The organism is Roseivirga misakiensis, from assembly GCF_001747105.1.
GTDB classification, from domain to species: Bacteria; Bacteroidota; Bacteroidia; order Cytophagales; family Cyclobacteriaceae; genus Roseivirga; species Roseivirga misakiensis.
The window spans coordinates 1,416,795-1,433,657 of record NZ_MDGQ01000005.1 but is presented as its reverse complement, the minus strand read 5'-3'; the positions used below and the strand labels follow the sequence as shown (position 1 = coordinate 1,433,657).

Annotated in this window: 14 protein-coding genes; 9 read left to right on the top strand and 5 right to left on the bottom strand. The window is 39.8% G+C overall.

Annotated elements, in window-relative coordinates; translation table 11 throughout:
• Position 1: 1 nt before the first annotated feature.
• From BFP71_RS13890 to BFP71_RS13855, 9 genes are all read left to right on the top strand, one after another.
• Positions 2–1,138: a glycosyltransferase gene (locus BFP71_RS13890; RefSeq protein WP_069836056.1), complete on the top strand. Its 1,137-nt coding sequence runs from the start codon at positions 2–4 to the stop codon at positions 1,136–1,138.
• A 78-nt stretch (positions 1,139–1,216) separates the two neighbouring features.
• Positions 1,217–2,662, top strand: coding sequence for an O-antigen ligase family protein (locus tag BFP71_RS13885; protein ID WP_088125036.1), 1,446 nt, complete (start codon positions 1,217–1,219; stop codon positions 2,660–2,662).
• A 117-nt stretch (positions 2,663–2,779) separates the two neighbouring features.
• Positions 2,780–3,958: a glycosyltransferase gene (locus BFP71_RS13880; RefSeq protein ID WP_069836055.1), complete on the top strand. Its 1,179-nt coding sequence runs from the start codon at positions 2,780–2,782 to the stop codon at positions 3,956–3,958.
• Complete coding sequence (locus BFP71_RS19480; protein WP_262501527.1) at positions 3,955–4,086, top strand: hypothetical protein; 132 nt, start codon at positions 3,955–3,957, stop codon at positions 4,084–4,086. Before BFP71_RS13880 ends, BFP71_RS19480 begins: the two co-directional genes overlap by 4 nt.
• Positions 4,083–5,237, top strand: coding sequence for a glycosyltransferase family 4 protein (locus BFP71_RS13875; protein ID WP_069836054.1), 1,155 nt, complete (start codon positions 4,083–4,085; stop codon positions 5,235–5,237). The genes BFP71_RS19480 and BFP71_RS13875 overlap by 4 nt, the downstream gene beginning before the upstream one ends.
• Positions 5,237–6,541 (top strand): oligosaccharide flippase family protein, encoded by a 1,305-nt coding sequence (locus tag BFP71_RS13870; RefSeq protein ID WP_069836053.1) that lies wholly within the window; start codon positions 5,237–5,239, stop codon positions 6,539–6,541. Before BFP71_RS13875 ends, BFP71_RS13870 begins: the two co-directional genes overlap by 1 nt.
• On the top strand, positions 6,532–7,338 hold the full coding sequence (locus BFP71_RS13865; protein WP_069836052.1) for a class I SAM-dependent methyltransferase: 807 nt from the start codon (positions 6,532–6,534) through the stop codon (positions 7,336–7,338). The genes BFP71_RS13870 and BFP71_RS13865 overlap by 10 nt, the downstream gene beginning before the upstream one ends.
• Complete coding sequence (locus tag BFP71_RS13860; RefSeq protein WP_069836051.1) at positions 7,335–8,213, top strand: glycosyltransferase family 2 protein; 879 nt, start codon at positions 7,335–7,337, stop codon at positions 8,211–8,213. Before BFP71_RS13865 ends, BFP71_RS13860 begins: the two co-directional genes overlap by 4 nt.
• 135 nt (positions 8,214–8,348) lie before the next feature.
• Positions 8,349–9,521, top strand: coding sequence for a glycosyltransferase family 2 protein (locus BFP71_RS13855; RefSeq protein WP_069836050.1), 1,173 nt, complete (start codon positions 8,349–8,351; stop codon positions 9,519–9,521).
• A 17-nt stretch (positions 9,522–9,538) separates the two neighbouring features.
• On the opposite strand, the gene BFP71_RS13850 is transcribed toward BFP71_RS13855, so the two are convergent.
• The 5 genes from BFP71_RS13850 to BFP71_RS13830 form a co-directional block, all read right to left on the bottom strand.
• Positions 9,539–10,615: a fatty acid desaturase family protein gene (locus tag BFP71_RS13850; RefSeq protein WP_245701849.1), complete on the bottom strand. Its 1,077-nt coding sequence runs from the start codon at positions 10,613–10,615 to the stop codon at positions 9,539–9,541.
• A 158-nt stretch (positions 10,616–10,773) separates the two neighbouring features.
• Positions 10,774–12,537, bottom strand: a complete 1,764-nt coding sequence (locus BFP71_RS13845; protein WP_069836048.1) for a DEAD/DEAH box helicase — start codon at positions 12,535–12,537, stop codon at positions 10,774–10,776.
• 142 nt (positions 12,538–12,679) lie between these two features.
• Positions 12,680–13,408, bottom strand: coding sequence for a LytR/AlgR family response regulator transcription factor (locus tag BFP71_RS13840; RefSeq protein ID WP_069836047.1), 729 nt, complete (start codon positions 13,406–13,408; stop codon positions 12,680–12,682).
• Positions 13,409–13,464: 56 nt separating this feature from the next.
• Positions 13,465–16,077 carry a PAS domain S-box protein gene (locus BFP71_RS13835; RefSeq protein ID WP_176723370.1) on the bottom strand — a complete coding sequence of 871 codons (2,613 nt, stop codon included), beginning with the start codon at positions 16,075–16,077 and terminating at the stop codon, positions 13,465–13,467.
• 216 nt (positions 16,078–16,293) lie between these two features.
• Positions 16,294–16,755: a hypothetical protein gene (locus tag BFP71_RS13830; protein ID WP_069836045.1), complete on the bottom strand. Its 462-nt coding sequence runs from the start codon at positions 16,753–16,755 to the stop codon at positions 16,294–16,296.
• Positions 16,756–16,863: the final 108 nt, after the last annotated feature.

The following is a 16,863-nucleotide window of genomic DNA, read 5'->3' as shown; positions in this document are numbered from 1 at the left end:
CATGAATACTATCATCTGCCATTCATTTCCCGCCTGGGATACACCTTACATCAAATCTACTTTAGAGCTGATGACGCGGCTAACTAAGGAGAACCGGGTAATTTTGGTAGATTATCATTATACATGGAAAGATGTGTTTTTCAATCGCTATGCCCCGAAGAAAAGAGTGATGGGATTAGCCAACAAATGGAGAAATATCAAAACCAATTTTGGCACTATAGAAGTCTATAGTTCACCACCAGTATTACCAACTAACTGGATTAACAATCAAAGGGTTTTAAGATTATTCAATCGGATGAATGCATGGGTTTTAAAAAGAAGTATCCGATCTATTACCAAAAAAGTGAACCCTGAAAAAACTACATTAATCAATGCATTTAATCCTGAGTTCGGCCTATTAACTCAGCCTTACTGGAAGGCAAAAAAGACATTTTACTACTGTTATGATGAGATTTCTGGAACTACCTGGTCTGGAAAACATGGCCCTAGCTATGAAGAAGAGTTTATCAAAACTGCAGATGGGGTTATTTGTACAAGCCAACATTTAAAAGACCAAAAATCTAAATTGAACGAGAATTGTTATTTGGTTCCTAATGGCGTGAATCTCGACGTCTTCAAAACGGTAGTACCAAATAAAAAACGTAGCTATACCTTGGGTTATGCAGGAGCTATTGATGATCGGATAGACTTTAATTTGATTAGTCGACTTGCCCAATCCTTCCACTTGTATGAACACCACTTTTTCGGGCCGATCAAAACTAACCTTCCACAAATGCCAGCTAATGTTCACTTCCACGGAGCGATAAACCAAGAGTTACTACCTGAAAAATTGAACATGTTAGACGCGTGCCTGATTCCTTTTGTGAAAAATGAATTAACCAAAGCCATTTACCCCTTGAAAATCAACGAATATTTAGCGCTTGGTAAACCAGTGATTAGCACTGACTTTGCCGATCTATCTGATTTCGAAAAATTGATCAGCATAGCCGATGGCCCAGCAGAATTCATCGCTTTAACTCAAAAAGAAATCCAGTATAACAACAGGTTAAAGGGACAAAAACGCATTGAGTTCGCCAAAAAGAATTCTTGGCCCGATCGAGCACGCCAGTTTAACAAGGTGATCCACCAATCTGACTGAACCTACCACTAAACTTCACTTTCGAGCAGTTTAACTAACAAGCAAAATTTCGGCATTTAGGAAGTCTACCTTCATAATGTGAAACACCGCGATTTCAATATTGATATACTAGCCATACGCCAGGGAGCCCAGAAAATAAACTCAGGCTTCGGAATCCTTATTCTGTTAGTCATAATAGCCTTATCCTTTTTCGCGATCAAAGTGATGGGGCTTGCTGGAGGTTTGATTGTTTTGGCGCTACCAATTGCACTCACCTCACTTTCAATCATCTGGAAAAATCCAAAATACGGTGTTTGGGGAGCTCTAATTATGGGTTTTCTGTCTACTGGCTTAACAAGATACCTACCTGGTCCTTGGGGTTTAAGCATAGACATTTTGCTTGTACTTTCTTGGCTTGTCGTACTGCTAAACAAAGACGTAAGAGTAAAATGGAAGCATGTGAAGCAAGACATTGTTTGGCTTACGGTAATTTGGATGGGCTATATTCTTTTCCAATCAGTTAACCCAGCTGGAAATGGCTTAATCGCTTGGTTTTATGCGATGCGCGGTATTGGTTTTTACCAATTTCTGACCGTTCCATTAATCTTTCTGCTTTTCCGAAAACCAAAGGACATTCATCAGTTTATAAACTGCATATTACTACTATCTCTTTTGGGTACGATTTGGGGTTTTAAACAACAGATTTTAGGAGTAGATGCCGCGGAGTATCACTGGTTGTATGTAGAAGAGCATCATGAAGAACACATATTACATGGTGTATTAAGGGTCTTTTCCTACTACTCCGATGCGGGAGCCTTTGGTGCATCTCAAGCCATGATGGCCCTAGTATGTGGTATACTATTTATGGGGCCATTTATGAAAACTACCAAAACAAAATATCTAATCCTTGGGATTACATTTTTCCTTGGTTTTGCCATTTCTGGTACAAGAGGTGCGTTAATGGTGCCCTTAGCTGGAGGAATTGCATACCTTATTCTGGTCAAGAATTTCAAAATACTGGTCGCTGGGTTCAGCGCTATCATGATCGTGTTTTGTATCCTAAAGTATACCTTTCTGTTTCAAGGTGTAGAACAAGTACGCCGTATGCGCACCGCGCTAGACCCCAATAATAAATCTCTGAGTGTCCGGTTAGACAATCAAAAGACTTTCGGAAGGTACTTGGCTAACAAACCTTTTGGTGGTGGTGTAGGTACAGCAGGTTTTTGGGGGGCTAGGTTTAACCCAGAATCATTGATGGCCAATACGGCTACTGATAGTTGGTATGTGAAAATATGGGCAGAAACGGGAACCGTAGGTCTTACACTCCATTTAATCATTTTGGCTTACATTTTAGGCAAAGGAGGCCATCGTATTATGCGAATGAAAGACTCCAGAGAAAAGTCCCATGCGATTGCTTTTTATGCCGCGTTCGTTGGAGTGATTTTTGCCAGTTATGGCAATCAAGTATTAGGGCAAATGCCAACAGGGCCGATTACAAATATGATGATCCCTTTCATATTTATCCTCACCAGAAAGGCTAAATAGCCTTATTTCCATTTATCGATTATTCGTTACAGCCCACCTCCTAATTATAGTCAGCGATCGGAATAAGCCGATCTGCGCTGAATCAAAAACTAGATTTAAACTTATAAATAATGAGTTATGAGCACTATTACATTCATCATCGCAACAGTTATAATCGCCTACTTATCGGCTAGTGGCTGCTATCATCTATTACTCGCTGTGGCATCCAAAAGAAAAGCCAAACCCATCTGCAAATTTGATGGAAGGAAGAGAAAAATGTTGGTATTAGTTCCAGCCTATCAAGAAGACAGTGTCATTATAAGATCCACCAAACGTAACATGAATTTGAGGTACAAGTATCCTAAAACTCATTTCGATTATGTGGTGATCAGCGATGGCTTAAAGGAAAGTACCAACGACAAGCTTAGCGCTTTAGGCGCCGAGGTTTTAAAAGTAAACTTTGAAAAAAGCACTAAGGTGAAATCGCTACAGGCTGCCATAGCCAAGTATGAAAACGCCTATGAAGGTGTAATAATCTTGGACGCAGATAACGTGGTGAATATGAATTTGCTTTTCAAAGCGAGTCATTATTTAAGCTGTGGGTTTGATGCAATCCAAGGTCTGCGTGCTGCCGCTAATGCGCAAACATCAGTCGCCTTAATGGATGGTTTATCGGAGGCAGCCAATACCGAAATGTTGTGTAAGGGTGCTAATCGTTTGGGTTTTTCATCCAAACTATCAGGCTCAGGTATGGTCTTCGACTATCACCTGTTCAAGTCGCTCATCTTTCAACTAGAGGCAATTGGCGGATTCGACAAAGAGCTAGAGCTTGCACTCACGAAGCAAGGCGTGCATATTAAATACGCACAGGATATCATCGTATTTGATGAAAAAGTATCAAACACACAGGCTTTTGCCAAACAACGTGGAAGATGGCTACAAGCTCAATACAGCTTCTTCTTCAAATCACTTAAATCGGCATTACTATCCTTGAGCCAAGGGAATATGGATCATTTCCATAAAGTAATGCAGCTAGCCTTGCCCCCAAGAGTTTTAGCGCCAATGCTACTATTTTGCGCTATAGCATATGCTATTTTGATCAACTCATTGGCACTAACCACACTTTCTATTTTCGGTTTGAGCGCAACACTTACCTCCTATTTGATGGTCTTGCCAAGTCAGGAATTAGCAAAAAATACAATTACGATTTTGAGATCTATTCCAAAATTGACGTGGGGAGCTATTCGAGCAATCGGGTTTATGAAAGCTTCAAAAACTCAATTTCTACATACGCAACATAAACTAGTCAGCTCATGATTTTTCAAGGAATGCCGTGGCCATTGGTATTGCCAATTGCCCTAATGGCGCTGATCATAGGTGCTATGAACTCTAAAAAGGAAATGGCTAAAGCAAAAAAACTAAAAGCTAAACGAAAGAAAAGATGAACCAAAGTCAATTGAATATCTTACTGATTTGCAAAACACTTCCTTGGCAATTCAAAGGTGGAATTCAAACCCACACTTGGCAGTTGGCCAAGGCACTGACTGAGAAAGGACACCGTGTTTCAATACTTAGTGGCGGAGCGTATCGAAGCAAAGAGAGCCGTTTGGTAAAAGAGGGCATAGAAATAACTAGCCTGCCTTACTTTCCTGGTAGATACATAAAACCGATAAGTTATTTGGCTGAAGAATTCTCTTTCAACTGGACGGCGAAAAACTGGATACACGAAAACCATGAAGGTTTTGACATCATACATAGTCAAGGGCGAAGTGGATACCTCCTATTTTTAGTAAAAGAGGTGCATCACAAACTAGTCAACACGGTTCATGGGCTCATTGATCTTGAAAACCAGAACAGACCATGGTATGCCATTAATCGTAATCTACACACGACGGTTACCAAATGGATTGAAAAGCGGCTCCTCTATGCCACCAGACTTAACATTTCAGTAAGTAAATCGCTAAAGGATCAGGTGCAAAACCTACGTGTGAATAAACCTTTAGAGATTATACCAAATGGTGTTGCAGCAAAGCACATTACGGCTAAAGACGTCGCAAATACTGCGAAAAGGTTTCTCTTTATTGGTCGGCTTCACCCTGTTAAAGGCGTTAGTAAAATCGTTGAGCAAATGGCTTACGGTTCGAGTGATATTTCTTTAGACATCATCGGATTGGGTCATGAATTTGATAAAATCTCAGTTCTGATTAAGGAATATGGGCTCGAAAATCAGGTGAGGTTACTTGGTGAACGCTCTAATGAGGAGATTCATCGGCTTATCCCTAATTATCAAGCCCTAATACTTCCGAGTCATTATGAAACACAAGGTATAGTACTCCTAGAAGCCAATGCACATGCCATTCCTGTGATCGCTTCTGATATACCCGCTATAAGAGAAACTGTGACTGACAGACGCAATGGTATTCTATGTCAAGCGAACAAACCTCAAGAATTTATCAATGCCATGGAATTTATGGCCAAAAACCCATCCATTGCAGAGCGAATGGGACGCGTAGGACAGTCAAACGTATTGAAACAGTACACTTGGAGCCAGATCGCCGAAAACACAATCCAGGCTTACAATAAAATTGCAAGTTAATGTTAGAGCGAATTAGAAATAGTAAGTATTTACAGCACTCTATCTTTTCGTTTGGAGGCCAAATCGCCTTTTTGCTGTCAAATTTCTTGTTGTTTGTACTCTTGATAAATAAGATCAGCCAAGACCTTTATGGCATCTGGGCACTTTACATGACCATAGTTTCGATAGCCGATGCCATTCGACAAGGTATGGTGAATAATGGACTGGCGAGGCTTTTGATTAAATCACCCCAAAATAAGTCACTTGTCAACACTGGATTTTGCTTAAACTATGGACTCATTGTATTAATAAGCACTTCAGCATTCATCGCATCACTTCTCTGGCCAAACCCCTCAGCGTTAATAGAAATCTTGCCTCATCTATGGAAGACTCTGCTTATGTTGGGCACTATGCAATTCATTAGTACGCTTTGTCAAGCGAGTTTTCGGTTCAAGGATTACCTCATCGTGAATTTGATTTATTTGGGTTGCCTTGTTCTTTCTATTGTATTTCTAAATCAAACATCAGAGACTATAAGCTTAACAGAAGTCATAAAAGCTCAATTGGTATCCTTAGTATTACCCGTTGCTTACTTTCTATACAAAAGCGATTTATCTCTAAAAATCCCCAAGAAATCTGAATTCAAAAGACTACTTGACTTTGGCAAGTATTCAGCTGGCACAAACATGCTATCTATTCTATTTCATAAGGCGGATATACTTATGATCGCGTTTTTTCTAGATCCAGTTTCCGTAGCATTGTTTCATTTTGCAACAAAAATTACGAACTACGCCGAACTTCCCCTACATGCCTTGTCACAGGTCATTTATCCTAGGTTATCGGCAAGTTATCATACAAACAACTCCAACGATCTAAATAAAGAATATGGTCTAGCGATAATCAGGTTATTAGTATGCGTAATCCCAATAACCATTACAGTTATCATGTTCAACAGTCAAATCATAAACCTCTTATCATCAGGCGAATACATGGACTCTTCTCAACTCATTATAGTACTGAGTTTAGGCATTGTATTCAAGCCTTGGGGTAGAGTATTTGGGCTTACACTTGACGCAATCGGAAAGCCAAAAATCAACTTCAATATGTTAACAATTAGCTTGATGATTAACATCAGTGTCAATCTCTTGCTGATACCAATTTATGGAGTTATTGGGGCCGCGATCGCTACAACACTGAGCATTATTATCACGACCATTATTGGTCAATTTAGAATCAAACATTACGCTTCGATTAAACCAATTAAAGATGTTTGGCAGGCACTAAGAGGTCAAGGATCTAATTTAAAATCAATATCATGGAATTAACTTTTGGTACAGCGCAGGTATTCACTAGCACGAGACTTAAAAAGTACCCTGTTCTGGCGAATATTTTTAAGAGTACATTCGGCTATTCCAATATCGGGAACTATGCGCGTTTCACAGTTTTCAGGAAACTTGTGAATAGCATTGAATTACCTGAAAGCGGGAGCGTTTTGGATTTGGGAACCGGATATGGAGAATACGCCCTGAGCTTAGCCGAAGCATTGCCTAAAGCTAAACTGCATGCTTTAGACATCGATAAACAACGAATCAATACTGTTAAATCAGCCATTGATCGATTAGGTATCAACAACATTTCCACCTATAACTCCAGCGTTGAAGCAACGGATTTAGAGCAACTCGATTTTATATTCACAATAGACGTTTTCGAGCATATTTTACCTGAAGAAATGCCATTTTCAACTTGTTATGATAAACTCAAACCAGGTGGCTATTTCTTGGTGAAAATCCCTAACAAGGATCAAAAAACAATTCTTCCAGAACAATTATTTGAAGATCATCATGAGTGGCTCGAGGATGAACATATTGGTCAAATTTATGACCTGGAAGGCTTAAAAGCGCGTTTCAAGTCACATGGATTCAAAATTATTCACGCCTCTTACTCCGACGGTTGGCTTTCACGCTTTGGCTGGGAAGCAGCATATTTAGGGAAGAAAGCCGGGTTACTCGGCCAGCTTATCACCCTGCCTTTTGCCAAAGGATTAATTCACTTAGATAGAATCGTTCACCAAAATAAATGGGGGAACGCCATTCAAGTTATTGGACAAAAACCACAATCATGAATACGCCTAAAGTAAGCATTATCACGGTCAACTATAAGCAGCCTGGAGTCACTTGTGAATTACTAGATTCTATAAGAGAATTGACCTACCCTAACCTAGAAACGATTATTATCGATAATGGACAAATGGGAGATGATAGCCATATTTTCAGCATGTATCTACCCGATGTGAAAGTGATAAATGTGTCCGAGAATTCAGGCTTTGCCAAGGGCAATAATATAGGTCTGGAAGCTGCCAGTGGGGACTTTTTATTACTCTTAAACAATGACACTGAAATTGAAAATGGCCTAATTGAAGGCTTATTAGATACGCTTAAAGACCAGTCCATCGGTGCCGTAAGTCCGGTTATTAAATTCTTTGATAACCATGAGGTGCAGTTTGCGGGGTTTACAGAGATTAACCCTATTACAGGAAGAAACGAGATTATCCGCAAACCGTCTCAGACTAAACTATCAGACACTCCGTATATTCACGGTGCAGCCGTTATGATATCACGACGCGTGCTTGATGACTGCGGTGGTCTACCAGAAGACTACTTCCTTTATTACGAAGAGCTAGATTGGTCTAGAATCATAAGGTCTAAAGGGTATACTCTAAAGGTCTTGAACACGGTATCCATCTTGCATAAGGAGTCTGTTTCAACTGGAAAAAATAGTCCTTTAAAAGTCTATTACCAAACAAGAAACAGGGTGCATTTTATGCAAAAAGCTGGAAGCGGTTCATCAATTCTCTTCTCTGTTTATTTCATCCTCATCAGTCTACCAAAAAATCTAATCACGCATTTTATCAAAGGCGAAAAAGAGCACGCTAGGGCCTTTAAAAAGGCCTTTTCTCACAGTATCATGGAAAAAAGATTTGGATTTCAAATTTTCTAATTAACCCTGAAATCACACCAATTGACCCACTTAATCGGTCAGTAAACAGAATTGCAGAAAGTGGAGCCCTCCACAGATTACCTTGCTTGAAAGGATTTAATAAAGCCTTTTGCATAAACCTTAAAACTTAAAGACATGGAAATCATTTTCTGGATTGCTGCCTTTCTCATATGCTATCATTTTGTTGGGTATGGCCTATTGATCAGTTTTTTTAACAGCATCAAAAAAGCTCGGATCGCTCTTCCTACACTTTCTGACGACGATTTACCTGAAGTAACATTTGTTGTGGCTGCTTATAACGAGGAAGAGATTATCGAAGATAAAATCAGCAATACCTTGGCATTGTCTTACCCAAAAGATAAACTGAATATCCTCTTTGTAACTGACGGTTCCACCGATAGCGCCAATGAGCTCATTAGTAACCACCCTGAAATTCAGCTTGAATTCAAACCAACGAGGGCTGGTAAAATAGCTGCTGTTAATAGGGTAATGTCCTCAATCAGCACTGGAATCACCATATTTTCAGATGCCAATGTAATGATCAACAAGGATGGTCTAAGAAACTTAGTCAGTCATTTTCAGCGTAATTGCGTTGGGATAGTTTCTGGAGAGAAGAGAATCTTTGTTAAAGATTCGGATAATGCAGCTGGTACTGGAGAGGGTTTCTACTGGAAATATGAGTCTTTTTTGAAGAGAAACGACGCAGAATGGAACACATTAGTCGGCACAGCAGGTGAACTTTTCGCCATGAGAACTCATTTATACCAACCAATTGACGAAAGAACGCTTATTGAAGACTTTGTCTTGAGTATGTCTGTGGCTGCCAAGGGTTACAAAGTTGCCTATGAACCTAATGCGATTGCCTTAGAAACTGCATCGGCTTCGGTAGAAGAGGAACAAAAAAGGAAGATAAGAATTAGCGCTGGAGGAATTCAGGCTGTTTTAAAACTTGCCTATCTCTTAAACTTCTTTAAATATGGTCGGTTGACGTTTCAGTATGTGTCGCATAGGGTTTTAAGGTGGACAGTCATTCCAATAGCCATTCTAATGGTATTAGTCTTTAATTTTCTTTTAGCGGATGAGCATTGGGCTTACGAATTACTGTTGAGACTACAATTAATCTGTTACCTACTGGCTTTCGCAGGATATATTTTGAGAAATGCAGAGGTAAAACTCAAGTTTCTTCACACTCCCTATTACTTCCTTTTTATGCAAATATGCGTAGTGCTAGGCTGGTTTAAATATTTCAGCGGAAAGCAGAAAGTTACTTGGGAAAAAGCCAAAAGGGCTCAGATGGCCAGTGCCTAATTGAACGCAATAATTGACTACCCTACTGGAAAGGCGCTTAATTCAGCGTTAGGTTCTTTATCTGCATCTGGTCGGCCCAATAACTGAAGCGTTTTAGTATGCTGACCTAATGCACTCAGAAAGGTCGTATGGCTATAATATGGGACATTAAACTCCTCGGCTGTAGCCTTTACTATTTTAGAAAGCTTCCTGTAGTGTACATGGCAAATATTAGGAAACAAATGGTGTTCTACTTGGTAATTCAAACCACCAATTAGCCAAGAGAAAATTTTGCTTTTGGGTGCGTAGTTTGCCGTTGTTTCTAATTGATGCACTGCCCAGTTCTTCTCTATCTTACCGTCCTCGTCCATTTTAGGAAACTCCATATCTGGCATAATATGAGCTGTTTGGAAGACAGCGCTAATACAAATTCCCGTGATCATGTGCATGGCAATAAAAGCTGCAAAAACTACTAATGGATTTATAGGTAAGAAAATCATCGGTAGAATTAGGGCATAAACATAATAAGAGGCTTTCCACAAAGAGACCTGTAACATTTCGCGCCTATATTTACCCTTGCAACCGACAAGACCCATTTTCCAGTAACGATTTACGCGAATAAAATCCTTGGTCGTAATCCACGATATAGTGCTCAAGGAGTAAAAAAACCAAATATAGATATGCTGATATTTATGCACCTTCATCCACTTCCTATTTGGTGTAAACCTTAGAAAAGGCGGCGTATTTATATCGTCATCGGCTTCGTCGATATTCGTATAAGTATGATGCAAAACGTTATGTTGAATTTTCCATACGCCCGCATTGGCCCCTATAATATTCATTGAGTAACCTAAAAGTCTATTGACGGTACGGTTTTTTGAATAAGAACCGTGAATTGCATCATGCATGACCCCCATTCCAATACCGGCCATTCCTAATCCACTTATTAAGTAAAGGGTAAAGAGTAGCCAAACCTGCTGAACTACACCTACATTGATCAGCGTAATTGGAACAATAAACAACGAAAGCATCAAAATGGTCTTCAAAACCATACCAAGATTAGCCTGTTTGCTGATGTTATTATCGGTAAAGTAATTATTCACACGATTCTTCACGGTTTGTGAAAAATCTGGTCCTTGGTTTTTATTAAATTTTGGGTGCTTGATAGTCTTCTTTTTATTAGGGGATAATTCTATAAGATAATAATAAAATAGGTAGAATTAGGGCTTATTTGATTTATCTTCCCTAACCTATATCGCTTCATTGAATCAGTCTATCTCCTACGACCTCTGTTTCTTCTTGAGGAAGGATTGACACTAGATTGAGATCGACTACCGCCACTTCTTGCGCCTTTACGACCACCACCTTTTCTATTGCCACCATCGCCGCGGAACCCGCCTCTAGATCGGGATGGCTTGTTTCGTGAAGGTCTGCCCTCTTCATCTCGATTTACTCGGATGGCACGCCCTTCTACTTCAATAAACTCAAAGTGCTTGGCTAAATCATCGTCCTGCTTCTCTTCCATATTGAAGAAGCTACAGTTCTTTTGAATAGAGAAATCAGAAAAATGCTTTCTTCGAATACCCGTCACGTCAGAAAGAAAATGGATTAAATCGGCTTCGGTAATGCCATCCATCAACCCTACATTGATAAAGTAGCGGTTAAAACCATCTTTAGTCTGTGATTTACGCTCTTTTTGCTCCTTGCCATCACCGATATTAATATCGCCTTCTTCATCACCCTGAACCATTAAATGGTCAAGTTGAGTGGATATTAAACGCTTTAGTAAATCTTCTTTAGTGAGCCCCTCGAATTGACCGTGCAAACTGGCCAGTATTTCTTCCGATTGCTCGTCTACCTTGGTATTTAAAATTATGTTGGCCCAGTTATTAATTCGGCTCACTTTTAATTCATCAACCGTTGGGATCGTCACTTTTTCAAAGCTTACGTTAACCTTGCGCTCAATATCTGTGATTTTCCGTTTCTCGCGCGGGTTAATAAAGGCCATTGAGATTCCTTTTTTACCAGCACGCCCGGTTCTACCACTCCTATGTGTATAGCTCTCTAATTGATCTGGCAGTTTATGATGAAAGACGTGGGTTAAATCATTAACATCAATACCTCTTGCGGCAACGTCCGTTGCGATGAGCAGCTGCATAGAACGAGATTTGAATCGTTTCATGACAGTATCGCGTTGTCTTTGCGATAAATCTCCGTGTAATGCTTCCACAGCATAACCCAACTTAGACAATTGATCTGCTATTTCTTGGGTATCCATTTTTGTTCTACAGAACATAATGCCTTTCATGTCGGGCTGAATATCCATAAAACGCCTTATCGCAGACAGCTTATTATCCGTCTTCGTTACTACGTATTGGTGTGAGATATCTTTATTACTCTTTTGGTCAGCATCTACAGAAACCTCCAAAGGGTCTTTCATGTAGGTCTTAACCAAACGTCTGATTTCTTTCGGCATGGTGGCCGAAAACAACCAAGTAACCCGATTATCCAAAGTATGGCTCAAAATCTCATCGATATCCTCTTTGAAGCCCATATTCAACATTTCGTCAGCTTCGTCAAGCACTACATGTTGGACGTTTTCCAATTTGATCGCTTTTCGTTTGATCAAATCCAATAATCTACCGGGTGTGGCCACCACAATTTGGGTTGGTCTTTTTAGTGCTTTAATCTGGCGACTGATATCAGCACCACCGTAAACAACCTCTACATTTAAGCCCTTTTTACTTTTCGCAAATGTCACTAACTGCTGGGCAGTTTGCTGTCCAAGCTCTCTTGTAGGCGCCATGATCAACGCCTGCGTAGTCGAATCGTGCTCATTGATAATATCTACTAGTGGAAGACCAAAAGCAGCGGTTTTACCCGTTCCAGTTTGCGCTAAACCGATAAAATCTGTTGGATCGTTTTCCAACAGCATCGGGATCGCTTTTTCTTGAATGGGGGTTGGCTTTTCAAAACCTAATTGTTCTAAAACGCTACACGTGGACTCTGAAAGCCCTAATTGACTAAAATGACTCAAGGGAAATTAATAAGTGATTGGCAAAGGTAAGTAGATGATTCGGCATTCTGATTGTAAATCAGATATTTATAAAACGCTACTCAAAAACTCCCTTTTGGCGTAGATAGACCACTAACTACAACCCTGAATTAAAATGAAATAACTATAGCTTATTCAATCGCTTCATTAGTGCCTCTTTATTGGCTCTCGAGATCGGGATTACCTTATCCTCTATCAGCAGGTTAGATTCTTCAATGTCTACAATTTTGGATAGGTTGACTACATATGATCGGTGTACTTTGGCAAAGTTATATTGATCCAGCCGTTCTTGTACACGTTTCATAGTTGAGTGCACAATGTAGCCTTTCGCTAAAGTCTTGAAAAGCGCATAATCACCTTTCGCTTCAACATATAAAATATCGTCAATCTTAACCTTAATAAGTTTGGCATCGACTTTTAGGAAAAGGCTATTGTCAATGATTTTTGATACTCCGGGATTTTCCTGTGCCTTTTTTAATCTACCATAGGCAGACATTGCGATTTCTATCGCAGCATTTATGTCCTTGACACCATATGGCTTAACCAAATAGCCAAAAGGCCCTCTCTCCGATGCTCTGGCAACAGTAGCGTCATCGGCAAAGGCGGTTGTAAAAATAAATGGTATGTCAAACTGATCGTTTATCAACTCTGCTAGATCTACCCCATCGATGTCGCCACCAATTTGGATATCCAACAGCGCAATTTGAGGTGTGTGTTCATTGCAAAGCTGAATGGCGGTTTCAGCATCTTCAGCAATTCCGACTACTTCATGATCCAGAAGTTCCAATATATCTTGTACACTTTCGGCGATCATTGGATCGTCCTCTACTACCAGTACTTTTAATTTGGTCATACGCTTTATTTGATGTTAATATAAGCATAAGACAGGAAACTCAAATATTGGATTTCTTACTTATCTGGGATTTCAACTATAAACTCTGCCCCTTTATTCACCTCGCTAATAACCTCCACTTTTCCGCCGTGCATTTCAGTGAATTCTTTCACAATTGATAGTCCAAGGCCAGAACCCTGGATATTCTTCACATTGGTGGCACGGTAAAATGATTGAAAAAGACCTTTTTGATCCTTTTTTGGAATACCGATTCCGAAATCCTTCACATGAATTCTCGCTTTATCCAGTTCGTTGAAAACAAGCGTGACCTGTGGATCTTTTTTACCCGTAGAATACTTAGTAGCATTGGTTAAAAGATTCAAAACCACATGGTGTAGCAGTTGACGGTCAAACATTATAGGCCTTGGCACCCCTTGAATTTTAAAATTCATCACAGGGTTTTCATCAACTCTTTGCTTGTCTACAAGCTGTTGGCAGAATTCAACCAAGTCATTTTCCTTCTTCTTGATTTCTATCTTACCAGATTCAATTCTGCCCAACATAAGTATGTCGTTCATTAGACCAGTTACACGCCCCAGCTCTGATTCAATGCGATCAAAGTACTTGGCGTATTTCGGAAACTGGTCTGGTGCCGTTAACTCAAGTCTGTGGCTGATCAGGTCAGAATTTTGCTTAATCGTAGTGAGTGGTGTTCTAAATTCATGCGAGGTCATGGCTACGAACCTAGACTTTAACTCATTGACTTCCTTCTCTTTATTAAGCGCCTTTTCCATTTCTAGTCGAACTTCCTTTTGAATAGTAATATCACTTAAAAAGGCTGTAAAAGTCTGGACTCCTTTGGTTCTAACTGGGATAATAGCCAATTCGATCGGAAACTCTTCACCGTTCTTTCTTAAGGCTGAGATTTCAATTTTTTGATTCAATACAGGTCCTTCACCCGTGCGGAAGTAATGTTTCATTCCCCTATCGTGCGCTTCCCTGAAATTAGGTGGGATTATAGTTTCAGTCAGTGTGAGTCCAATTACTTCTTCGGCTTTATAACCAAAAATGACTTCGGCTTGCTTGTTCCATTCTGCTATTACGCCTTTGGCATCAATAGAAATAACTCCGTCAATGGCTGACTCCAGAATTGTTCTAAGCTTTTCTTCGCTATCTCTGAGTTCACCTTCTATTTGTAATTGCTTTTGATTCGCAATAGCATTCTTCAATCGGTTGGAGGCTAAATTAGCAACAGTCGTGAGAATCTCCAGATGAGCATCGCTAAAATAGTTCTTATCACTATGCTCAGAGTCAATAATCCCGATCACTTTGCCATCGGCAATTATCGGAACCGTTATTTCCGATTGTCTCTTGGCATCATCAACAATGTAGCGCGGGTCTTTTGTGGTATCCTTGATAATTTCTGCAACACCACTTTGTGCCACCGTACCTACAATACCCACTCCCATTTCAATCTCAATAGGATCTACGACTTGTCTATTTTTTGTGGATTTAGCACCATATGCAGCCAATTGAGTGAGTTTTCCAGTATCGTCATTCAAAACGTAAATCACACAGTCTTCAAAACCAAACTGGTCAATCACATTTTCCGCGATTTCCCAAGCGATTTCAAACAGCGTTTCATCATTCAAGAGCTTAGTAACAAAACCGTTAATCGCGCTTAAAAATTTCTGATTCTTGTGGAGCTTTTCATTTTGTTGCTCCAGTTGATTTCTAGCAAAAACGAGGGCCTCTTGATCTCTTTGCTTTTCCGTAATATCCATGTGGATACCAATCGATCCCACACGGTTGCCATCCACGTCAAATATTGGTGCACCAGAAATTAAGGCCCAAAGTTCATCACCATTTTTATGACGGAGTTTTAACTGATAAACCGATGCTACACCTTCAAGTCTCTGCTCATGCTGATTATCAATGACAGACCTCGTTGTTTCATCAACTAGTAAATCTGAGGCATGTTGCCCAACTAATTCTTCTTGAGAATACCCCGTTATTAAGCACATGGCTTCGTTAGCATAGATGATTTTCTCATCCAAATCCACTTCCATGAGCCCATACTGAAGGTTCTGGATAATCCCCCGATACTTTTCTTCCGATCGCTCTAGGGCTTTTTGTGTATCATGAACTATGGTGATATCACGTGCAATGGCCATCAGCCCAACTTGCGCTATCTCATCCTCGAGTAATTGCACATTTTGCCCTAACCAAACTTCTTTACCCTTTTTAGTGATTATCGGGAATTCGAGATAAGTAGAGTGAATTGACTCTTTTACCTGTTTTAAATAAAATGCTTGAACGCGATCTTCCCAGTCATCTCTTACCAATTCCAGATAGCTCATTTTTAAGCACTCGGCCTCAGAATATCCAGAAACTTCCGTCGCCTTTGGGTTGACATACGTGAATTGTCCATTCAAATCGATTTCATAGATCACATCCTGTGCGGCCTCTACTAATAATCGATATTTATCTGTAGCATACTTCTTTTGCAACTCTCGGTCCTCTCGTTTTGAAAAAGTAATATGGTATAAATCAGTTGAAGCATCAACTTTTGCAGAAAGTATAATATTCTCATACTCCGTGGTGAAAGAAGAAATGGATGAATTCTGAACCTGAGGAATTATTGCTTTTAGGATCAGTGGGCTGACCTTTTGACCTACGACGAGCTCCAAATCATTTTTCAAATGATTGGACAATAGGTTTTCTTCATGAAGAAAACCCTTCCTATCTATAGTAATAAATGGTCTAATATCCCTTGATTAAGCAAGACAAAAGAACGCAAGAGATAAGTCGCGAATTTTAAATTTCGATTAATGGCCGAAATCCTTAGATAACTGACAATAACTTTCGATGAATGACCAAATAATTCGATGAATGGAATTGGGTATTTAGAATAGCTCTACCTGAAGACCTTGGCTCACTTTAATTTTCGGCATTGCTGATCTTGATTTGCCTGAAACTACGGAGAGTCTAGACCTCTTTAATGGTCTATTCTGTTTCCGAGCCTTTGAATGGTTCAAGGCATGCTCTATCAAAGCTTCTTCCTTACTGACTAGCTGTTTAAGCCTATTCAAAGGATGCGTCAGTGGTGTTTCCGGGATTACATCCTCTAGTTTGTTCTCAATATCTCTTACAGAAGAAAGCGCCTTCTTTAGGCCAATTTCGTAGTTATCTGAGGTTTTATCAGCACTACTAGCCGCTATATTAGAAGGAATTTGAATAGCCAATAGGTTGATCTCCTTTATCAGACCTGCCAAATCTGTCTGAACACAAGTTTTCTTCAAATGGCTTGTCGTAGACATGATCTCAATCCCTTGCTCCATTATTTTTAAACTTCCAAAATCTCTCATCTTACTATTATCTATTCACTAATTTCTTGTCTTCTATAAAAACCTAATCAATCTCCGCCACCTGGGAAAGCGGAGATTGGCTGAAATCATTTCAGCTAGGTTTACCTA

What these genes read in the sequence shown, in the direction of transcription:
- BFP71_RS13855 (WP_069836050.1), top strand. Translation starts at nt 8,349, where the DNA reads ATGGAAATCATTTTCTGGATTGCTGCCTTTCTCATATGCTATCATTTT.
- BFP71_RS13865 (WP_069836052.1), top strand. Translation starts at nt 6,532, where the DNA reads ATGGAATTAACTTTTGGTACAGCGCAGGTATTCACTAGCACGAGACTT.
- BFP71_RS13870 (WP_069836053.1), top strand. Translation starts at nt 5,237, where the DNA reads ATGTTAGAGCGAATTAGAAATAGTAAGTATTTACAGCACTCTATCTTT.
- BFP71_RS13875 (WP_069836054.1), top strand. Translation starts at nt 4,083, where the DNA reads ATGAACCAAAGTCAATTGAATATCTTACTGATTTGCAAAACACTTCCT.
- BFP71_RS13890 (WP_069836056.1), top strand. Translation starts at nt 2, where the DNA reads ATGAATACTATCATCTGCCATTCATTTCCCGCCTGGGATACACCTTAC.
- BFP71_RS13840 (WP_069836047.1), bottom strand. Translation starts at nt 13,408, where the DNA reads ATGACCAAATTAAAAGTACTGGTAGTAGAGGACGATCCAATGATCGCC.
- BFP71_RS13860 (WP_069836051.1), top strand. Translation starts at nt 7,335, where the DNA reads ATGAATACGCCTAAAGTAAGCATTATCACGGTCAACTATAAGCAGCCT.
- BFP71_RS13880 (WP_069836055.1), top strand. Translation starts at nt 2,780, where the DNA reads ATGAGCACTATTACATTCATCATCGCAACAGTTATAATCGCCTACTTA.
- BFP71_RS13830 (WP_069836045.1), bottom strand. Translation starts at nt 16,755, where the DNA reads ATGAGAGATTTTGGAAGTTTAAAAATAATGGAGCAAGGGATTGAGATC.
- BFP71_RS19480 (WP_262501527.1), top strand. Translation starts at nt 3,955, where the DNA reads ATGATTTTTCAAGGAATGCCGTGGCCATTGGTATTGCCAATTGCCCTA.